This window comes from Pontibaca methylaminivorans (genome assembly GCF_900156525.1).
GTDB classification, from domain to species: domain Bacteria; phylum Pseudomonadota; class Alphaproteobacteria; order Rhodobacterales; family Rhodobacteraceae; genus Pontibaca; species Pontibaca methylaminivorans.
In genome coordinates, this window is record NZ_FTPS01000002.1 from 78,545 (window position 1) to 96,909 (window position 18,365).

At 67.8% G+C, this 18,365-nt stretch carries 20 protein-coding genes; 10 read left to right on the top strand and 10 right to left on the bottom strand.

Annotated elements, in window-relative coordinates:
- Positions 1-7 precede the first annotated feature (7 nt).
- Positions 8-598, bottom strand: a complete 591-nt coding sequence (locus B0B01_RS11715) for a response regulator (RefSeq protein WP_076650248.1) — start codon at positions 596-598, stop codon at positions 8-10.
- 185 nt (positions 599-783) lie between these two features.
- Positions 784-1,566, bottom strand: coding sequence for an SWFGD domain-containing protein (locus B0B01_RS13300; protein ID WP_076650249.1), 783 nt, complete (start codon positions 1,564-1,566; stop codon positions 784-786).
- Positions 1,567-1,800: 234 nt separating this feature from the next.
- On the opposite strand from B0B01_RS13300, the gene B0B01_RS11725 reads away from it, so the two are divergent.
- Complete coding sequence (locus B0B01_RS11725; RefSeq protein ID WP_076650250.1) at positions 1,801-1,980, top strand: hypothetical protein; 180 nt, start codon at positions 1,801-1,803, stop codon at positions 1,978-1,980.
- A gap of 109 nt (positions 1,981-2,089) precedes the next feature.
- On the opposite strand, the gene B0B01_RS11730 is transcribed toward B0B01_RS11725, so the two are convergent.
- Entirely contained in the window at positions 2,090-2,647 is a 558-nt protein-coding gene (locus B0B01_RS11730) for a hypothetical protein (protein WP_076650251.1), read from the bottom strand.
- A 300-nt stretch (positions 2,648-2,947) separates the two neighbouring features.
- On the opposite strand from B0B01_RS11730, the gene B0B01_RS13200 reads away from it, so the two are divergent.
- Both B0B01_RS13200 and B0B01_RS11735 read left to right on the top strand, forming a co-directional pair.
- The gene (locus tag B0B01_RS13200) at positions 2,948-3,118 is read left to right on the top strand and encodes a hypothetical protein (RefSeq protein ID WP_159438981.1); all 171 of its coding nucleotides are present in this window, start codon (positions 2,948-2,950) and stop codon (positions 3,116-3,118) included.
- A 92-nt stretch (positions 3,119-3,210) separates the two neighbouring features.
- Positions 3,211-3,681, top strand: a complete 471-nt coding sequence (locus B0B01_RS11735) for a sigma-70 family RNA polymerase sigma factor (protein WP_076650252.1) — start codon at positions 3,211-3,213, stop codon at positions 3,679-3,681.
- Between the two features lie 291 nt (positions 3,682-3,972).
- Here the strand turns inward: B0B01_RS11735 and B0B01_RS11740 are convergent, their stop codons facing one another.
- Positions 3,973-4,467, bottom strand: coding sequence for a YciE/YciF ferroxidase family protein (locus tag B0B01_RS11740; RefSeq protein ID WP_076650253.1), 495 nt, complete (start codon positions 4,465-4,467; stop codon positions 3,973-3,975).
- Between the two features lie 152 nt (positions 4,468-4,619).
- On the opposite strand from B0B01_RS11740, the gene B0B01_RS11745 reads away from it, so the two are divergent.
- Genes B0B01_RS11745 through B0B01_RS11755 form a run of 3 tightly spaced genes read left to right on the top strand, consistent with a single transcriptional unit; the run spans position 4,620 to position 6,501 of the window.
- Positions 4,620-5,342 carry a hypothetical protein gene (locus B0B01_RS11745; RefSeq protein WP_076650254.1) on the top strand — a complete coding sequence of 241 codons (723 nt, stop codon included), beginning with the start codon at positions 4,620-4,622 and terminating at the stop codon, positions 5,340-5,342.
- Positions 5,339-6,196: a glucose 1-dehydrogenase gene (locus B0B01_RS11750; RefSeq protein ID WP_076650255.1), complete on the top strand. Its 858-nt coding sequence runs from the start codon at positions 5,339-5,341 to the stop codon at positions 6,194-6,196. Before B0B01_RS11745 ends, B0B01_RS11750 begins: the two co-directional genes overlap by 4 nt.
- Positions 6,197-6,225: 29 nt before the next feature.
- Complete coding sequence (locus B0B01_RS11755; protein WP_143733094.1) at positions 6,226-6,501, top strand: hypothetical protein; 276 nt, start codon at positions 6,226-6,228, stop codon at positions 6,499-6,501.
- Positions 6,502-6,549: 48 nt separating this feature from the next.
- Here the strand turns inward: B0B01_RS11755 and B0B01_RS11760 are convergent, their stop codons facing one another.
- Entirely contained in the window at positions 6,550-7,194 is a 645-nt protein-coding gene (locus tag B0B01_RS11760; protein ID WP_200805450.1) for a phosphoribosyltransferase, read from the bottom strand.
- A gap of 220 nt (positions 7,195-7,414) precedes the next feature.
- Entirely contained in the window at positions 7,415-8,329 is a 915-nt protein-coding gene (locus B0B01_RS11765; RefSeq protein ID WP_076650258.1) for a hypothetical protein, read from the bottom strand.
- A 177-nt stretch (positions 8,330-8,506) separates the two neighbouring features.
- On the opposite strand from B0B01_RS11765, the gene B0B01_RS11770 reads away from it, so the two are divergent.
- From B0B01_RS11770 to B0B01_RS11785, 4 genes are all read left to right on the top strand, one after another.
- Positions 8,507-8,803: a PRC-barrel domain-containing protein gene (locus B0B01_RS11770; protein WP_076650259.1), complete on the top strand. Its 297-nt coding sequence runs from the start codon at positions 8,507-8,509 to the stop codon at positions 8,801-8,803.
- Between the two features lie 30 nt (positions 8,804-8,833).
- The gene (locus tag B0B01_RS13205; protein WP_159438982.1) at positions 8,834-9,010 is read left to right on the top strand and encodes a hypothetical protein; all 177 of its coding nucleotides are present in this window, start codon (positions 8,834-8,836) and stop codon (positions 9,008-9,010) included.
- A 53-nt stretch (positions 9,011-9,063) separates the two neighbouring features.
- Complete coding sequence (locus B0B01_RS11775; protein WP_076650260.1) at positions 9,064-9,246, top strand: DUF3008 family protein; 183 nt, start codon at positions 9,064-9,066, stop codon at positions 9,244-9,246.
- A 613-nt stretch (positions 9,247-9,859) separates the two neighbouring features.
- Complete coding sequence (locus tag B0B01_RS11785) at positions 9,860-10,555, top strand: hypothetical protein (protein ID WP_143733095.1); 696 nt, start codon at positions 9,860-9,862, stop codon at positions 10,553-10,555.
- Between the two features lie 110 nt (positions 10,556-10,665).
- Here B0B01_RS11785 and B0B01_RS11790 read toward each other — a convergent pair whose 3' ends face one another.
- From B0B01_RS11790 to B0B01_RS11805, 4 genes are all read right to left on the bottom strand, one after another.
- Complete coding sequence (locus tag B0B01_RS11790) at positions 10,666-13,206, bottom strand: HWE histidine kinase domain-containing protein (RefSeq protein WP_083946321.1); 2,541 nt, start codon at positions 13,204-13,206, stop codon at positions 10,666-10,668.
- Positions 13,207-13,263: 57 nt separating this feature from the next.
- Complete coding sequence (locus B0B01_RS11795) at positions 13,264-14,679, bottom strand: dihydrolipoyl dehydrogenase (RefSeq protein ID WP_076650264.1); 1,416 nt, start codon at positions 14,677-14,679, stop codon at positions 13,264-13,266.
- Positions 14,680-14,783: 104 nt separating this feature from the next.
- Entirely contained in the window at positions 14,784-16,916 is a 2,133-nt protein-coding gene (gene treS / locus B0B01_RS11800; RefSeq protein ID WP_083946323.1) for a maltose alpha-D-glucosyltransferase, read from the bottom strand.
- A gap of 101 nt (positions 16,917-17,017) precedes the next feature.
- Positions 17,018-18,256, bottom strand: coding sequence for a sugar phosphate nucleotidyltransferase (locus B0B01_RS11805; protein ID WP_083946325.1), 1,239 nt, complete (start codon positions 18,254-18,256; stop codon positions 17,018-17,020).
- Between the last annotated feature and the right edge of the window lie 109 nt (positions 18,257-18,365).

Consider the following 18,365-nt stretch of genomic DNA (forward strand, 5'->3'; position numbering starts at 1 on the left):
CGCATCCTCAGTGCAGGTGCGAAATGCGGTTGCGAAATTCATAGGCGAACAGCTGCCGGAGCCAGTTCTTCAGATCCTGCTCGTCCGCGCCCTGGTCCACCTTCTGAAGCGCGACCTTCAGCACCCGTTCGACAAGCCGTTCGGCCGAGGCATTGTCCGGCATCACATGACGGGCGCGCCGCAGCATCTCCATCACCAGATCCTCGATCGTCTCGGTGCCGTCGGCCCCGGGAACGCGGGGCGCGGCCGGCGAGTCCTGGGGCGGGTGGTGGAGCGCGCGCAACGCCTTCAGCATCGGTTCTGCCCGGCTGGGCTTGATGTAGATGTCTGTCTCGTAAAACCGGTGGGGAACGAGCTGGGAATCATAGCCCGTGAGGAAAAGGAACGGGGTGTGGGTCATCATCAGGCGGTCGGCGATGGGAAAGGAGGTCTCGTCGCCGAGCTTGATGTCCAGAATGGCGACTTCGGCGCGGTCGATCACCGGCAGCGCATCGCCGACCGACGCAAAAGGGCCGATCGGCTCGTCCCCCAGTTCACAGATTTCCCGCACCAGTTGATCGGCGATGAAGTAATCGTCCTCAACCACCAGGACCCTCATGTTTCGCGTCTCCACATCCGTTTCCCTGTCGCCCCGGTCACCGGTCCTGTTATTGGCCCTGCCATCGGCCCCGTCACCGAGCCCCGCGGTGGCCCGGGAACCGGCCGGGCCACGCGAGTTCCGGGCCCGCCGCTTGCGCGGCGCTGCCCGGAGTCGCTGGCTAACGGGTAAAGCGGCTGCCGCGATCACCAGTCATGGCGATGGTGATCCCAGCGGTTTCTCCGTTCGCGGTCGTCATCCCGGCGTTCGTCCATGTCGCGCCGTCTCTCCGCGTCGTCGTTTCCGAACCACGAGGCGACCTCGTCTTCGGTGCGGTCAAGCCAGCCGCGCTCCCGTCGTGGCCTGTAACGATAGTCCTCATCGTCGTCGCGACCATAGGCATAGGGCCCGTAACCTACCGGACGGCGCCCCAGACGACGTTCCGGGCGCTGCGAATAGCCGGGATAACCCTCTCCGGCGCCCCGCTCGCGATAGTTCGAGCGGTAATCGTCGCGGTCATCATCGTCGTCGTCATCGACGTCGTAATTGCCGCGGTAGTTCCCGGCGTTGAACTCGCGCTCGTCGGCGTCGAGCCCGCCGGTGCGTTCGGCACGGGACCGGCCATAGCCGCCGGGGCTGGTGTCGCCGTGAAAGGCGCGTTCCTGCGCATCGCGGCCGGCGCCGCCCATATGCCCGTATTCCACGTCGGCCGAGGCGCTCCGGGCGTGAAGCGGATCATAGTCGTCGTAGTAGTCGGAGCCGCCGCGATAGCCGCCGGTGCTGCTGTAACGATCATCGCCGTAGTCCGAACCGCGACCGCGGCGGTCATTCGATCCGCGACCCTGGCGGTCATTCGACGAACGTCGCTGATTGCCGGCGTAGTCGCTGGGGTCGGGCCGCGCATAGGGCTGGCCAAAGCTGGTCCGTTCAATTTCACGTTCCTGCTCGTGGCGGCGACGGTCGTTGTCTCTTTCGTATCTGTCAGCCATGGAGTTCCTCCTGTGTCTGCATTGTCTGTCCGTCCGGGACAGCCGCCGAGCCAACCGCCTTCCGCCGGCTATGTTCCCGACAAATTATCCGGCTTGACACGGTTTCCGGTCCCCGGCGGCGGAAACGGCGGCGAAATGCTGACGGCAATGCGTTGCCCGAACATGTCGCCCACATGTCGCCGGAACATTCCCTTTCCGGGCCGGTTTCTCCCCTGCAAGCAAGGAGAGGATGACATGGCAGACGACAAAGCAGACGAAAGAAAGATGCCGGACCGGGAGAAAGAGCCGAAAAGCGGCGAGAACCCGGAAAAGCATGCCCCTTCGGATCACACCGGCACCGACAACAAGGGCAATCCCGACCAGCGCGGCGGGCCCCATACCGGACGCCGCAGCCGCACCCACAGCCCGAGCTAGGCGCGCAAGTCCACGTCCGGCCCCGGCATTCGCGGGGCCGGGGTTATCGGGGGCGGGGCGGTGGAAACGCCGTTCCGCCCCCTTCGCGTGCGGAGGGCGGACACGGGTGCTATTCCCCGCCGCCAGCGCCTTCCTTGCCCTGAACCTCGTCCATCGCGTCCGAAAGCTTGCGGTCGGGAGTGTCGGCGCAGGCGGTCAAGACGTCCTCGACCGAAATTTGCGCAAATCCCCGGATCGGCGTTTCCGCCGCATCCGACCCGGCGTCGGGCGCATCATCGGCTGCACCGGGTTGCGCGGCGCCGTCGGACTGGGTGCCCTCGGTCGTCGTGCTGCTGTCGCTGGACGAGGATGCGCCGACATCATCGATGGTCTCGCCCGAATCGCCGACCGGCCCTTCGAAGCCCTTGGAGATGTCGTTGCCGCCGCCGGCGCCTGCCGCCTGCGCATCGTTCGAGCGGGCGCTGCCCTCGCGATAGCCCATGATGTAATAAAGCGCGGGCGCGGTGGCGTCCTGCCCCAGACCGGCAAGATCCCCGCAGGTAACCTCGGCCGGCGACCGTTCGGGCCCCCCGGTTTGCGCCGCTGCATCGTTGCCCTGCTCGGCGCAGAGCGCGCCCGCCGCCAGGGTGCAGGTGACGGTCAGGGTCAGTCTTGACCAGACAGGCATGTCCAATTCCTTTCCAATCCGATAGGTTCGGCCCCAAGTTCGGCCCCCGGACCGCAAACCGCGGCAGAGGACGGATGTTCCAGAAATCGGTGGGCAAAACAGCGGCGCGCACAGCGGATCATGCCGCGCCGCCGCGTGTGATCACGAAATGTTACGGTGCCATCCGCAGAATGTTCATTGCCAATGGTCCGGGGGGCCTGAAATAGTGACCCAGATGCAACAGCCGCCCTTGATCCCGATCCCGGCCCCTGCATTCGGGGGTTTCGAATGTTGTAGTGTCATGAGGTTGTGGAGGTGACTATGAACGAAAACGAAAGAATTCCGGTCATCGACCCGGAGTTCGACCGGACATTGAGCGAGCTGCTCGCAGAGGCCGAGACAGAGCCGGTTTCGCCGCGCCTGCGAGAACTGGCCAAACGGCTGGAAGATGCGCTGTCGCAGGCGAAAAAGCGCCGGCAGACCGGCAACTGATGCCGTTCGGCGGATTGTCGCCGGCTGCATAAGGTTCCGGAACCACAAATCTGCCGTTGCGTTAGGCTCCTGTCATCAAAGGGAGCTGCTCAATGGAAGATAACGTCCTGGTGTATATTCCTGCGCTGAGAGCCTATTCGCGTTCTCTATGCAAATCCGTGCCCGATGCCGAAGACCTTGTTCAGGAGACGCTTCTCCGGGCCATCGAATACGCGGACCGTTATCAGCCAGGCACCAACATGCGTGCCTGGCTTTTTACTATCATGCGCAACCGATTCTTCACCAACTGCCACAAATCCGCGCGCGAGCGGACCGGATCCGAGGATTGCGTCTCGGCGCAGCCCCGGGTCAAGGCGGGGCAGGATTCGCATATGGAGCTCATGGACATGAAGGTGGCGCTGCGCCGGCTTCCGTCTCATTACCGCGAGGCGGTGGTGCTGGTGGCGCTTGGTGAAAGCTACATGAACGCGGCGCGGATCCTCGATTGCGACATCGGCACGATCAAGAGCCGGGTCAGCCGGGCCCGCACGCTTCTGCGCAACGCGCTGGAGCCGGTGGCCTGATATTCCGGCGCGCAGGCCGGAATTTCGGGTGCGGCGCCGGAACAAACCCGCCGATCCGTGGTTTTATCGCTTCGGAAGGCCGCTCCAGTGCTGGCCTTTCGCATGCCGGCCCGGAGCCAATGTGCGAGGCAGCCTGTTTTGCTTTTCGCATCGTTTTCCTCCCCCGTGGTTCCGGCCGGCATGACCTTCCCGCATCCTGACCGCCCGTTCCCGCCGCCCGCTCGCACGGAGCAGCCGAAAACCCCCGCCAGCCGGGCTGACGGGGGCGGTCGCGCGCAACCGGGGGATTGATCAGGTCCGGTCTTCGGCGTGGTGGTTCGCGCTTTCTTCCGCGATCGCGGTCAGCAGCTCGTCCGTCTCGCTTTCTTCCTGCAGCGTCTGGTCGAGCAGCCGCGCCGCATCCTGCAGGCCAAGCTGGGCCGCCCATTCGCGCAGCGTGCCGTAACGGGCGATCTCGTAATGTTCGACCGCCTGCGCGGCGGCGATCAGTCCCGCGTCGAGCGCGGCGGATTCGTGAAAGTCCTTCATGATCTCCTCGCCCTCCTTGATCATCCCCTCGATCGCCGGGCAGGTCTTGGTGCCGGCCGGCTGGTCGATCAGTTCGAACACCTTCTGCAGGCGTTCGATATGGGTTTCGGACTGCTTGCAATGCTCGCGGAAGGCATCGCGCAGCCGGTCGGACTGCGCCGCATCGGCCATCTTCGGCAGCGCCTTCACGATCTGACGCTCGGCATAGTGAATGTCCTTGAGCGTGTCGTGGAACAGGTCGTCCAGAATCTTCGGCATGGTGTTCTCTCCTTGTTCGGGGCGGGCTGCAGGGTGCCCCCGCAATCTCCATCCCCGCAAACCATGCGGATTCGGTTTTGTTCCGTGGAACAATCCCGGGGCGGGCCGGTTTCCTTTCGCCTGGAACGACAACCGGAAACAAAGGGAAAACCATGATCCATCCGGCCCATGCCCTGACGCATCCGGCCCGCGCCTTCCTGCTTGCAGGGGCCGGGGCCGCCGTGCTGACGACTGCCGTTCTCGGGGGGCTTTCCGCCGCAACGGGAGCCCCCTGGTGGATGCCGCTGAACGCAACGATCCATGTGTTCCACGGGGACGGGGCGGCGCAGGTCACGGCCGCGGACTGGCGCCATACGGGCGTCGGCACGATCATTCATGTGCTGTCCTGCTTTTTCTGGGCCCTGGTGGCGCTGATCATCCTGATCCTGCTGCGGCGCGGTATCGGGCGCGGCCTTCCCATGCCCTGGCTGGCCGCGGGCCTCACCGTTCTTCTGGCGGCGCTTGTGGATTACGGGCTCATGCCGTCGCGGCTCACGCCGGGCTGGGAACTGGTGCTGAGCACCCCCGGCGTCGTCGCCGGTTTTGTCGCGCTCGGGGTCGGGTTCATGCCGGGGCTGCTGGCCGCGGCGCGCCCGGAAGAGCCCGCAACAGCCCCCGCCGCCACCCACGAGCCGACCGCCGGGCCGACCGCCGGGCCGGTGCCGGACAGCACGCCCCGCTCCGCGCTCGACCAGCGGCGCCACCCCGAGCCCAACCGGATCGACCAGCGCATGCAGCGGATCGACCCCGCGGGCAAGCACACCAGCGATCCGAGCGGCCCCGGCGATTACGGGCCCTCGGTGGACCCGGAACCAGAAGGAAAAACAGACCGATGACCGATTTTCCAGAACCGCCCTTCCCGAAGCAGCATCAGGATCCGCCCGGCAGCTTTGCCCGGATGGACCCGTGCCCCGACCATGGCGAGGACCGCTGGAAGGGCGCGGGGCGCCTTGACGGAAAGGTCGCGCTGATCACCGGCGGCGACAGCGGGATCGGGCGCGCGGTAGCCATCGCCTATTCCCGCGAAGGCGCGGACCTCGGCCTGTCCTGGCTCGAGGAGACCGAGGACGCCCGCAGCACGCAGGAGCTTGTCCGCGAAACGGGGCGTGAATGCCTGTCGCTGTGCGGTGACATTTCGGATCCCGAACATTGCCGCGGCATCGTGGCCCGCATGGTCGAGAAATTCGGCCGCATCGACATCCTGGTGAACAATGCCGGCCATCAGGCGCTGTTCGACCAGATCGAGGACATCCCCGACGACGAATGGCGCCGCACCTTCGCGATCAATATCGACGCGATGTTCCATCTGGCCAAGGCGGCGGTGCCGCACATGCGCGAGGGTGGCGCCATCATCAACACCGCCTCGATCAATTCCGACCGGCCGAACCCGAAGCTGCTGGCCTATGCCACCACCAAGGGGGCGATCCAGAATTTCACCTCGGGGCTGGCGCAGATGCTGGCCGGGCGCGGCATTCGCGTGAATGCGGTCGCGCCGGGGCCGGTCTGGACGCCGCTCATCCCGTCGAGCATGTCGCCCGACCACGTGGCGAATTTCGGAAAGAACTCTCCGATCGGGCGCCCGGCGCAGCCGGTGGAACTGGCCTCGGCCTATGTGATGCTGGCCGAGCCCATGTCGAGCTATGTCTCCGGGGCCACCATCGCCGTCACCGGCGGCGCGCCCTTCATCTGAACATTGCAATCACCAAAGGGGAAATTCACATGCTACGATTTGTTCCGGTCCTTGTCGCCCTCGGCGCAGGATTCGCGTTGCGGGGCATCTGCGACCAGATCGGCCACAGGCGGCCCCGCCATACGCCCGGCTTTCCGCCCTCCGAGCGCAGCGAACCCTCGCCTGCCGAGGCGGCCGCCGAGAAAGCCGCGGAAAAGGCCGCTGAAAGCCCCCGCAAGAGCGCCGAGGCCAAGCGGGAGAAGGAGATTCTCGACCAGCAGGGCGAGGAATCCTTCCCGGCGAGCGATCCGCCCGCGAATTACTGAAAGGCCGATTATCGAAAATTGTCGAAGGATCCGGGGGTCGGGCCCGGCTCAGGCGCGGTTCCCCGCACGGCGCAGGATGTCGATGACCTGCGCATCGCTGGTCTGGTCGAAATCGCGGTAATGGGCACCCACCGCCTGGAACCGGGACGGGGTTTCGAGAACGATCACCTCGTCCGCCTCCTCCCGGATGGGGGGCAGGGCGTCGGCGGGCGCAACCGGCACCGCGGCGATGATCCGGCCCGCGCCTGCGCGTCCAAGCGCCTGCAATGCCACCCGCAACGTGGCGCCTGTGGCGATACCGTCATCGACGACGATCACCGTGCGGTCCCGCAGCCGGGGCGGGGGACGACCGCCGCGATAAATATCTCTGCGGCGGGCGATTTCCCGTTCCTGCGCCTCGCGCTCCGCGGCGATGTAATCCTCGTCGGCGCCCGTCGCCGCCACGAGTTCGTCGTTCAGCAGGAGTTGCGGCGGATCGCCGTCCACCAGCGCGCCAATGGCCAGTTCCGGCTGACCCGGAGCGCCGATCTTGCGCACGAGGATCACGTCGAGCGGCGCCCCGAGCGCCCGTGCCACCTCGACCGCGACCGGCACCCCGCCCCTGGGGAGCGCCAGCACCAGCGGCGCGTCAGCGCGATAGGGGGCAAGCGCCCGGGCAAGCTGCCGGCCGGCATCAAAGCGGTCTGCGAACATGGCGCTGCCCTCCTCTCCGGTATCGCGGGCCCTGGCCTTTTGCATAGCAGAACGGGCGCCTTGCCGCATCACTTTCAGGATTTGGCCAAGGCGCACGGGTGACAAAACGGCGGTTGCAAGCGACCAGAGCGGCAAGGACGGCCGGCAGGCGGCCCGCGCCTGATCCGGGGCCGGGCGCTCCCTGCCCGACCCGGTTCGGGCGCGGCCGCTGCTCCGCCGGTCACGGATTGGTCGAGGTATCGCCCGTGGCGTCGTTGGTGCCGCCGTCGCCCTCGCGGTGCGAATCGGTGCGGGCGTTGCCGTTCACCTCGTCCTGGTCGAACTCGGGCATGGCCTCGAGATCTTCCTTGGTCCGGGGCAGGTAGACGCGAATATCGTCGCTGTCGTCGTCCTTGGTATAGATGGCAAGCTCCTCGACCGGGACGGCGACGCGGTGGCTGCCGATCCCGAGGAAGCCGCCGACGTCGATGATGGCCTCGCTGATCTCGAGCTCTCCCTGGCTGCTGCCGGTGGCGGAATCGGTGGCGGCGGTGCCGTCGCTGGTCGAACCTTCGCTGCCCATGTCCGAATCCATGGTCGTGGTATCGCCCGTGGTTCCGGTGGTTGCGGTATCGCCCGTGTCGCCATCGCTGCCTGACGTTCCGGCATCACCCGTGTCGCTGGCGCTGCCCGCGGTCGTGTCCGCGCCGCCTTCGGAGCCGCCCGCACCGCCGGACATCGTGGTGTCGTCGCCGCTGCCGGTCCCGGTTGTGTCCCCGGACATGTCTCCGCCCGTGTCCCCGCCCGTATCCCCGGTCGTGTCGTCAAGGCTTTCGCCCGAGGCGCGCGGCTCGCTGATCTGCAGTTCGCCGCTCTTGAACAGCAGCGCATAGACGGTCCCGATCTTTTCGTCGCCCGGCCCGTAAACGTCGGCGCCGTCCAGGTCGCGGGTGGTCACGGCGCGGTCCTTGCTGAGATTGTATCCTTCGGGCGCCTCGACCTCGGGCCAGCCGTTCTGATCCAGGGCGGATTCGGTCTCTTCCCCGCCGGTCAGGCCGGATTGCGAGCTCGACTGCTCCTGCGCCACGGCGGGCGTGAGGGCGAGCGCCGTCGCAAGCCCGGTGGTGAGGGCGGTGGTGATGAAAAGCTTTCTCATCGCGTGATCTCCTCTGGAAGGTTTCGGCAAACAGCTTTGCCTTGGGTTGCATGAACCGGGAAACGGACCGGATGTTCCGGGTCGACCGGGAACAAACCCGCCACGCCCCGGTTTTTCCCGCAGTGCCCGCGTGGCGGGCCGAAACGGAAACTGGCGAGCCGAAAAAGGAGACAGCCGATGGACCATGCCAATCATGTGCGGCTCGATATCCCGGAGCTGAACGAAACCACCCTCATGGGCGCCGTGATCTACGGGCCGGACAATGAAAAGATCGGCCATGTATCCCATGTGTTCAATGACGGCGTGGACTGCCGCGTGGTGATCGACGTCGGCGGCTTTCTGGGGATCGGATCGAAACCTGTGGAACTGGCCGCGCGCGACCTGGATTTCATGCGCGACAACAGCAACAGCGTTCACGCCACCACCCGCTGGACCAAGGCGGAACTGAAGAACATGCCCGAATATACAGGATGACGTCATGACCGGCGCAGCGCGGCAATGGGGATGAACGGGCCATTCGACCTTGAGGGCGAAAGCCGCAAGTTCAACACCCCCCGCAAGGCGCAGCAGGACAAGATGCGCAAGGCCGAAACCCAGGATACGGCAGAGGAACTGCGCAGGGAAAACGAACCGAACGCCGGAGGCGGCAACCGCGAAAGCGGGGACCGTTCGGGAAGGTGAATACCGGAAATTGCGCCCTTCGGCGGCGATTTTCACCATCAGGAGATGATCCAATGCCAGCCAAGTCCAAGGCGCAGCAGAAAGCCGCCGGTGCGGCGCTTGCCGCGAAACGCGGAGAGACCGACAAAAGCTCGCTGCAGGGCGCATCCCGCGACATGTACGACTCGATGAGCGAATCCGAGCTTGAGGAACTGGCCTCGACCGAGCGCAAGGATCTTCCCGAACACAAGGATTGATCGCGGAGACTGATCGCGGAGATTGATCGCGCGAGGCGGGCCGGCGCTGAAATGCCGCGCCGTTGCACCTCTTTGAAACGATGTTTCGGGATTGCCCCGTGACGAGAATGGCCCCGCCGCAGAAAACGGCGGGGCTTTTCATTTCCTGCCCGGGGAAAAGCCGCCCCGCATGCGAAACCGATCGCGCGGGCGCCATAGCTGTCTGGTTCCTTGGCCATTTCTGCTTTTTCCCGAAACCTCCGCAGGAACATTCGACGCGGCTCCCGGTTCAGGACGGGCAAATCGAAAACGACATGGGAAAGCCCGGATGACATCGGATCAGACGCAACAATCGGAGGTGAAATCCGCCCTCCCGCGGGCGAAATCGCGTGCCCAAGGCGGGCTCTGCCCGGCCGTGCGGACGGGTCTTGCGGCGCTGAATTCGCGAATCCAGGGCTTTTTCGTTCCATTCGCGACCGGGCCGCTCTGCGGTCCGCTCGTTCCAGTCAAGAGCGTCGGGCGCCTGCCCGGCGGCTTGAGCGGATGCCCAGGCATCCGCAGGACCGCGCCGCCCTGCCGGCGACGCACTTCTGCCGTCTCTGACGGCATTTCATGAAAGATCAGGAGGAAAATCATGCCAAGGCACATGCCTGAACGTGACGAAGAAGGTCGTTTTGTAAGCGATTCCGATCATCGGAACCGTTCCGGCGGCTACAGCCGGGGCCGTGGCGGTTATGACCGGGACGACGACGACCGGCGTTATTCGCGCGGCCGTTCGCGCGGACGTTATGACGATGACGACTATTCGCGCGGCCGTGGTCACGGCGGCTGGTTCGGCGATTCCGAGGGTCATTCCGAAGCGTCCGAACTCGGCTGGGAGCGTCGCCGCCGCGAGGGCGACTATGGCGGCCGTTCGCGGGGCCGGTCGAGCCGTTACGACGACGACGACCGCCGTTATTCGCGCAGCCGCTATGACGACGACCGGCGTTATTCGCGCGGACGTTATGACGATGACGACTATTCGCGCGACCGCGGTCAGGGCGGCTGGTTCGGCGATTCCGAGGGGCACTCCGAAGCGTCCGAACTCGGCTGGGAACGCCGCCGCCGCGAGGGCGACTACGGCGGCCGTTCGCGGGGCCGGTCGAGCCGTTACGACGACGATGACCGCCGCTATTCGCGCAGCCGCTACGACGACGACGACTATTCGCGTGATCGCGGCCAGGGCGGCTGGTTCGGCGATTCCGAGGGTCACTCCGAAGCGTCCGAGCTCGGCTGGGAGCGTCGCCGCCGCGAAGGCGACTATGGTGGCCGTTCGCGCGGGCGCCGCTGAGGAATGACCCAAACACAGCGCCGGCTTGCGGCCGGTGCGGCACAGGCGGCAGGTGGACACCCACCTGCCGCCTGAATGTTTTCTATACCACGAGAATCGGGAACAAGCCCTCAGACCGGCGCGGGCGCCCCGGCATGAACCGCCACGTTGATGGCGCAATGGACCCCGTCCGGCTGCAGACGATACGAGGTGATCGCCCCGTGCTGATAGGGCAGCGCGCGTTCCAGCAGTTCCCGGCCATAGCCGTAGCGCGCGGATTTCAGGGCCTGCGTCATGTCGACGCCGCTTTCGCGCCATTCGATATGCAGGCGCGGATCGTTGGTGTTCGGCTCGACCCACCAGCGGATCAGCAGGCGGCCCTCGGGCTGGCTTTCCGCGAGTGCGCCGTGCTTGACCGCATTGGTCGCCAGTTCATGCAGCGCGAGCGCCAGCGTCTGCACCATGCTCGAGCGCAGCGGAATCTCGGTCGGCCCCTCCAGCGTCACCTTGGCGGCCGCGCCGTCCACCGCGCCATGGGCAACCAGTTCGGTGCGCAGCAGCCGGTCGAAGGCCACCCGGTCCCCGGTCGCAAGCTGCGACAGCAGCCCCTGCACCCGCGACAGCGCACTCAGCCGCTGGCCGAAACGCTGGCCGAAATCCTCGAGCGAGGTCGCCCGCTGCAGGGTGCGGCTTGCCAGTGACCCGATCACCGTGATCAGGTTGCGGGTGCGGTGCTGCAACTCGGCGACCAGCACATGCTGGCGCTCGGTGGACAGCCGCGCCGCGGTCACATCGGCGCCGAGCCCGGCAATCCACTGCACCTGCCCCCCGGCGTCGGACATGGGGAAATCGGTGGCGGCGATCCAGCGCTGTTCGCCGGTATCGGCGGTGCGGATGCGGAATTCATGTTCGACCCGTTCGCCCCGGCGGGTGCGGCGCAGCCTGTCCAGAACCGCGCGGCGATCCTGCGGCAGCACTCTGCGCAGCCAGCAGCGCAGGCCGTCCTCCCCCGCCCGGTCGCAGGGGCAGCCATAGATCGCGCGGAAGGCGGGGCTTGCAAAGACCATGCGCAGCGTGCGCGCATCCCGGATCCAGAGCACGCTGGTCGAGGCATCGGCGAACTGGCGGAAGCGATGTTCGCTTTCGCGCAACGCCGCCTCGGCCCGGAGATTGGCAAGCCGCGAGCCGATCCGCTCCGTCGCGTTCTCGATCAGCACCACCTCGGCCGCGCTCCACAGCCGGGGCAGGGCCGACACGGCCATGAGCGAACAGCGGGGAAGCGCCCCGGTCAGGGGCACCGACACCAGCGCCCCGAACCCCATGCGCCGCGCGCGGCGGCGATCCGCCGCCGGCAGGGTGCGGGCCGATCTCATGTCGCTGAAGGTAAGCGCGCGGTCCGGCACGAAACGGCCGGCGCCCGGAATGTCCGCAAGCGGCAGCCGGGGCGCCATGGCCGGAATGCGCTCGCTGCGGCGGACCTGGTGCAGAACCTCGGCCTGAGCGGATGGATCGACCCGGACCGCGACGCAAAGATCAAGCTCAAGCTCCTCGGCCAGCATCCTGAGCCCGACGTGGATCACCTCCCCGGCCTGCGCCTCGATCCGCAGCGCATCGCTGAGCCGCAGCAGGAACCGGTGCCGGCGGTCGCGGTCGTGCAGCCCCGCCTCGGCCTGGGCGCGGGCGACGGCGGCCCAGGTGCGCTCGGCCACGTCCTCGACGATGCGGATGTCGGTATCGCTCCAGTCGCGCGGCGCGAGGGAACAGGCCCCGACCAGCGCGAACAGGCGGCCATCCTTGACCAGCGGCGCCACGATCCCGGCCCGCAGGCCGAGGTCGCGGAACGCGCTGCGCTGCCAGTCGTGCAATGGCTCGGCCTCGGTGTCGCGCAGGGTCAGCGTCCGGCCGGCGCGAAACTCGGCGGCAAGGCCGGCACCGAAATCGGAGAGCCGCCCGTGATCGGGCAGCGGCAGGGGCACGGCCTCGTGTTTCGCGGTGCGGGTGCAGCTGTTGCCGTCCTTCCCGACCGTGAAATAGGCCGCGCCCGGCACGTCGAGCTGTTCGGTCAGCAGCCGCACCGCGGTTTCCTGGATCCGAAACGGGTCGCTCAGCGGCCGCAGCGCATCCGACAGCCGGAGCAGAAACCCCTGCCGTTCCTCGCTGGCACGCTGCCGCGCCATCGCCCGCTCCATGCGCCGGCGCACCAGAACCGCATCGGTCCGTTCGATCAGCAGGACAAGGATGCCGGTCACGGCACCCTCCCCGTCGCCCTGCGGCAGAAGCTGCAGATCCCACCATGCCTCGTGTTCGGTGTCGCCGCGCCGGACCGGCAGGCGCACCTCCGGCAGGATCACCGGCTCGCGATCGCGGATCCGGGCCTGGAGCGGCGCGATGATGCGGTGCAGTTGCGCGAAACCCTCGCGCAGGGGCATGCCGAGCGCGGCCCCTGATCCCGCCTCGACCACCTCGCTCCCGGCCTCGTTGTAGATCTGCACAAGCTCCGGCCCGCGGAGCAGGACCATGGCGAGCGGGCTGTTCAGCATCAGATCGACCGCGAATCGCAGGTCGGCCGGCCAGCCGGTGATCGCGCCGAGCGGCGTCGCGGCCCAGTCGTGTTCCCTGATCCGCCGGATCATCGCGCCCGCACCCCGGGGCCACTCACCCGATGTCGGCATGGCTCGGGCTCCCGCGCGGATGAGGACCGCCGAGGCGCCCTCTCTGTCCGGTCCGGGTCAACACTGGTCTCCCGGCAGGATGTCGCCCCCTGCCCTCTGCCCCTGCGATGTCGCGGCAAGTTCGCAGATCTGGCGCAGGGCGGGTTTCAGCCCCTCTTCCAGCGTCGGGTGATAGAACGGCAGGTCGAGCATCTCGCTGGCGCTCAGCCCGCAACTGATGGCCCAGGCCAGCTCATGGGCCAGATGTTCGCCATGTGGCGCGCAAAGCGCCGCGCCGCGCAGGCGCCCGCCGTCGCGGTCCGCGTAGATCTCGCAGATGCCCTGAGCGCGCCCCATCACCCGCGCCCGGCCCTGACGGGCGTAATCGGCGCAGCCGGTCACGAGCCCGTTGTCCTCGGTGGGAAGCGTGCCGATCACGGCGGCATCGGGGCGGCAGAAGGTGATCGCCATCGGCACCGGGCGCTTCAGTTTTGCAAGATCGGGAAACCGCGCCGCGTTCTCGCCGGCAATCGCCCCCTCGTCCGCCGCTTCGTGCAGCAAGGGGCGTTCGTGGTTGGCGTCGCCGGCGATGAAGATCGGCTGTTCGCCGCATTGCAGGGTCTGCGGGTCGAACCGGGGAATGCCCTTGTCGTCAAGATCGAGCCCGGCCTTTTCCAGGTCGAGCGCGTCAAGCTGCGGCGGCCGCCCGGCGGCCACCAGAAGGCGATCGAACCGGGCGCTGCCGCCCTCCCGGATCAGGCGCAAGCCCTCGCCGTCCGGCTCGGCGCGGGGCTCGGTCTCCTGGTGGATCGCGAATTCGCGCGACAGGATCCGGCAAAGCTCGGCGCTCACGCCCTCGGGCAGGCCGGCGAGAGTGCGCCCGGCGTCGAAGACCTCGACCCGCACGCCAAGCCGCGCGAGCGCCTGTGCAAGCTCGATCCCGACCGCGCCCGCACCGATCACCCCGACCGACTCCGGCAGGTCGGGCAGGTCAAACAGGTTGCGATTGGTCAGCACCCGGGCACCGAGCGCCCGGAACGGCTTCGGCACCGCCGGCTCCGACCCGGTGGCGATGACAATGGCGCGGGCCCTGATGCGGGTGCCGTCGTCCAGCTCCAGCGTGTCGGGGCCCGTGAACCGCGCGCGGCCGCGCAGGCAGGTTCCCTCGGGCAGGCGCGAAAACCCGCTCCTGACGCCCTGCACGAAACGGTCGCGGTGGCGGCGCAGCCGCTGCATCACCGCGGCGCCGTCGATCCGGGACGTGGCGGTGATGCCGAAACATTCGGCCTCGCTCACGCCGAAGGCCACATCCGCCGCGGCGATCAGCAGTTTCGAGGGCATGCAGCCCACATCGGCACAGGTGGTCCCGGAAAATGTCGCGTCGATCAGGAGCGTCTCCGCCCCGGCCGCCCGCGCGCGTTTTTCGGCGATGATTCCCGCCGTTCCGGCCCCGATGACGGCGACATCGCATGTCCGTTCCTGCTGTGCTGCCATGAAATCCCCTCGCGCGCTGATCCAGAGTTGTCCACGTACTCAACAGATGGTTGACGGCTTTGTTCCGTCGTTCGCCGGACGCGCAGCCCTCTGCAGATGGTGGTTCAGAGGACAGGAAGCGGCGGCGCGATGCGCAGGGAACAGCCCGCGAGCGGCGCGAGCCGCAGCGGCAGCAGCCCGTCCTCGATGGTCTGCTCGACCGTTTCGGCGATCATGTCGAACACCGGCCCGGCATGGGGCGCGCCAAGCCGCACCACCTCTTCCACCGGTTCGCGCCCGAAGTTCAGCGCCGTGATCTGGATGCCGCCCTGATCGGGAAGTTCATGCACCATCACCAGCAGCCCGGCGCTGTCCACGTCGGGAATCTCGATCTGCTGGCTCACGGCCAGCCCGTAGGTGTCGCGCACCGCAAGCAGCTTGCGCAGGCGGCTGACGAAACTGTCGGGGTCGTCAAGCTGCGCCGTGATCGGGCCATAGAGCGCCCGCGCCCGCGGCAGCCCGGCGGCCGAGCGGGTCGCGCCGGGAACCGCACCGGTCAGGTCATAGGCGCCGCGCAGGATCCAGCGGGTGTCGCCATCGGCCAGCAGCGGCTCCACCTCCTCGGGGTCGAGCGGCAGGGCTCCGACCAGATCCCAGGCCGAGAGCGCGAACACCCCCGGCTGGAGCGCGTTGTACATCGCCAGCAGCAGATGGGCGCGGCGGATCGTCTCGACCCGCGTCTCGTCGAGCGCGGAGATGCTGCCAAAGCCAAGCGCGGCGGCGATCAGGCTGGCCGTGGTGCCGGCGATCCCGTTGGTGACGAAGCGCAGGTTATAGGGCGTGTCGGCGCCGCTCAGCGTCGCATACATGAATTCGCGGATATGGTTGCGCAGGGTGCGCCCCTGCCAGGTGTGCTCGCCCAGCGTGAACATGTCGCTTCCGTGCAGGGTCCAGAAATGCACAAGCTCGAGCGTCAGCTCGTCATGGTTCTGCAGCGCATGGACCAGCGACCCCGGGTCGATGCCGTATTCATGCACGAGCCGCAGCATCATCCGCAGGAAAGCCGTATCGCCCGAGGCCAGCGCGTGATGATAGGCCGGCCGGGTGATGAAATCATAGGACAGGTCCGCACCGCTGCCGGACATGGCCTTGATGTCGTCCACCGTCAGATTGAGTTCCTGAAAGCTGAAGCCGCCGGCCTTGCGGATCATGCCCGCCAGCAGGTTGTTTGCCACCAGCGCCAGCGGGTGCCCTTCGGACCAGACGGTGCCGTCCTCGCGCCGCTCGATCCCGAGAAACCCGTTCGCATCGAGGCGCAGGCCCCGCGCGCCCATCCGGTCGAGCGAATGCAGCGCATCACCCACCACCATCTGTTCGGCGGCAAACGACGGGTCGAGCCAGTTCAGCGCGGGCTGCCCTTCCTTGAAGTAATGCAGATACACCCAGCGGCGCTCGATCCCGTCGCAGCCGCGCACGGCCGGGGTGGCGCTCCAGTCGGTTTCCTTGACGCCCGGCTCGAAAAAGATCACCCGCTGCAGGGGCCCGACGATGTAACCCCGTGCCGCCAGCAGTTCGACCGCTTCCGGCGGCAGGTTGACGGAGTCGCGCCCCGGCGCAACCTCGGGCAGGAGGCCCCAGTCCTCGGGCGGGATCTCGACCATGTGGTAAAGCCCCGCATAGTCCTTGTAGCGCATGCAGGCGAGGTGGAAATCGGGGCCGCGCCCGGTATGGGCGGGCACCACGTCGTCGATCACCACCGCGTTATGCGCCGCCGCCATGGTGCTGAGCGCGACGAATTCCTGATCGGTGCCGAAATCGGGGTCTATGTCAAAGCCGATGCGGTCGAAATGCCCGTCCACGGTCGGGGTGAACCGCCCCCGTTCGAGCCCGCCGGCGCGCTTGGTCGGGCCGATATGGATGGCGCGGATGCCGATGCGCGAAAGCGCCTGCCAGAGCCGTTCGTCGCCGAGCGTCGCCAGCACCGAGGATCCCTCCGGGGTGATGGTCGCCGCCGGATAGGTGGTGATCCAGACCGGCGCCATGGCCGCGGCCATCCGGGGCCGCGCCTGCGCATGGGGCTGGAGCCACATCCGCGACGTTCCGCCATAGGCACGCGCGGCGGCCCGGGCCCGCGCCAGCATGGACCGGGCCTCCAGATCGGCAAGGGCGCCCGATTCCGGGGGGGCTTCGCCCTGAAAGCGGTCCGGCCTCTGCGCCTTTCCGGGGCGGGGTTGCTTGTTTGCGGGCTTTTCATCCATCGGCGGACCTCGTGCTGATGTGGGTGGCCCGTCCGGGGGCCTGTCCATGAAACGAACAGACCGGCCGGCGGTTTCCGGGTGCGCTTTCCTTTCTGCCGCCCTTATCGCGCCACGGGGCGGTTTTCCCGGCGCCGCTCGAGCATCGCGGCGGTGACGAGGATCGTCCCGCCCGCGTCGCGGCGGAACCAGCGCGCGTCCTCTTCGGGGTCTTCGCCGATCACGGTTCCGGGCGCGATGCGCACCCCCGCGCCCAGGATGCAATTCCGCAGCCGGGCGCCCGCGCCGACCTGCGCGCCCTGCGCCAGCACCGAATCGCGGATCCGGACGTCCCGGCCGACCGCGGCATGTGCCGGGACGAATGAATCCCGCCAGCCCTCGCGCGCGGGGCGGCCGGCGCCCGACCAGATCCGGGCGTTTTCCGCAGCGGGCACCGTGGGCCAGCGCCGCTCGGTGCGCCGCAGGACCGAATCGGGCGCCAGCAGGTCGAGATGGGTCGCGCGATAGCTGTCGAGCGTGCCGACATCGCGCCAGTACGGTGCCTCGTCCGGCACCGGGCTGCCGAGCAGATGCACCACCGCCTGCCCGCGCGCGACAAGGCCCGGGATGATGTCGAAGCCGAAATCGTGGCGCGACCCGGCCGCATCGCGATCCGCAAGCAGGGCCCGGCGCAGCGCGGCCCAGCGGAATATATATACGCCCATGCTGGCCAGCGAATGGTCGCGCTCTCCCGGCATGGGCGGCGGATCGGCCGGTTTCTCCAGAAAGCCGGTGATGGTGCCGCCGGGGCCGGTGTCGATGATGCCGAACGCGCCGGCCTCGCGGCGCGGAACGGCGGCCGCCGCCACGGTCAGTTCCGCGCCGCTGTCGCGATGGGTCTCCAGCAGCGCGGAGTAATCCATCCGGTAGACGTGATCGGCCGCGAGGATCAGCACATCGGTCGGCGCATGGGCATCCAGCCAGGCGATGTTTTCCGCAACCGCCGCCGCCGTGCCCGCATAGCCCGCGGCATCGCCGGTTATGCTCGGCCCGTGCCGCAGCGCGATGCTCCCGCCCGCCCGCTCGAAAACCGGACGCCACACCCGGGCCAGATGACGATGCAGGTGGTCGGAACAGTACTGCGTCGCGGCGATGACGTGGCGGATGCCCGAATGACAGGCATTGCTCAGCGAAAAATCGGCAAGACATGCCCCGTGGCCGAAACGGACCGCCGGTTTGCATTCATTGAGGGTCAGCTCATGAAGCCGCGTCCCCTGTCCGCCGGCCAGCAGGATCGCGGGGCAGGCCGCAATCGCAGGCGCAACTTCCCTCTGCGCCCGGGGGGCGTTCCTGAAATGAAACATGATTTTCCTCGTGGATCTGGCGTCGGCACGGGCGCGCCCAAGGCCGGGTCGGACCCGGCCCCGGGTGCGCCCGCCGTCGCGGATCACCCGCGGGTCACGGGCTCACCCG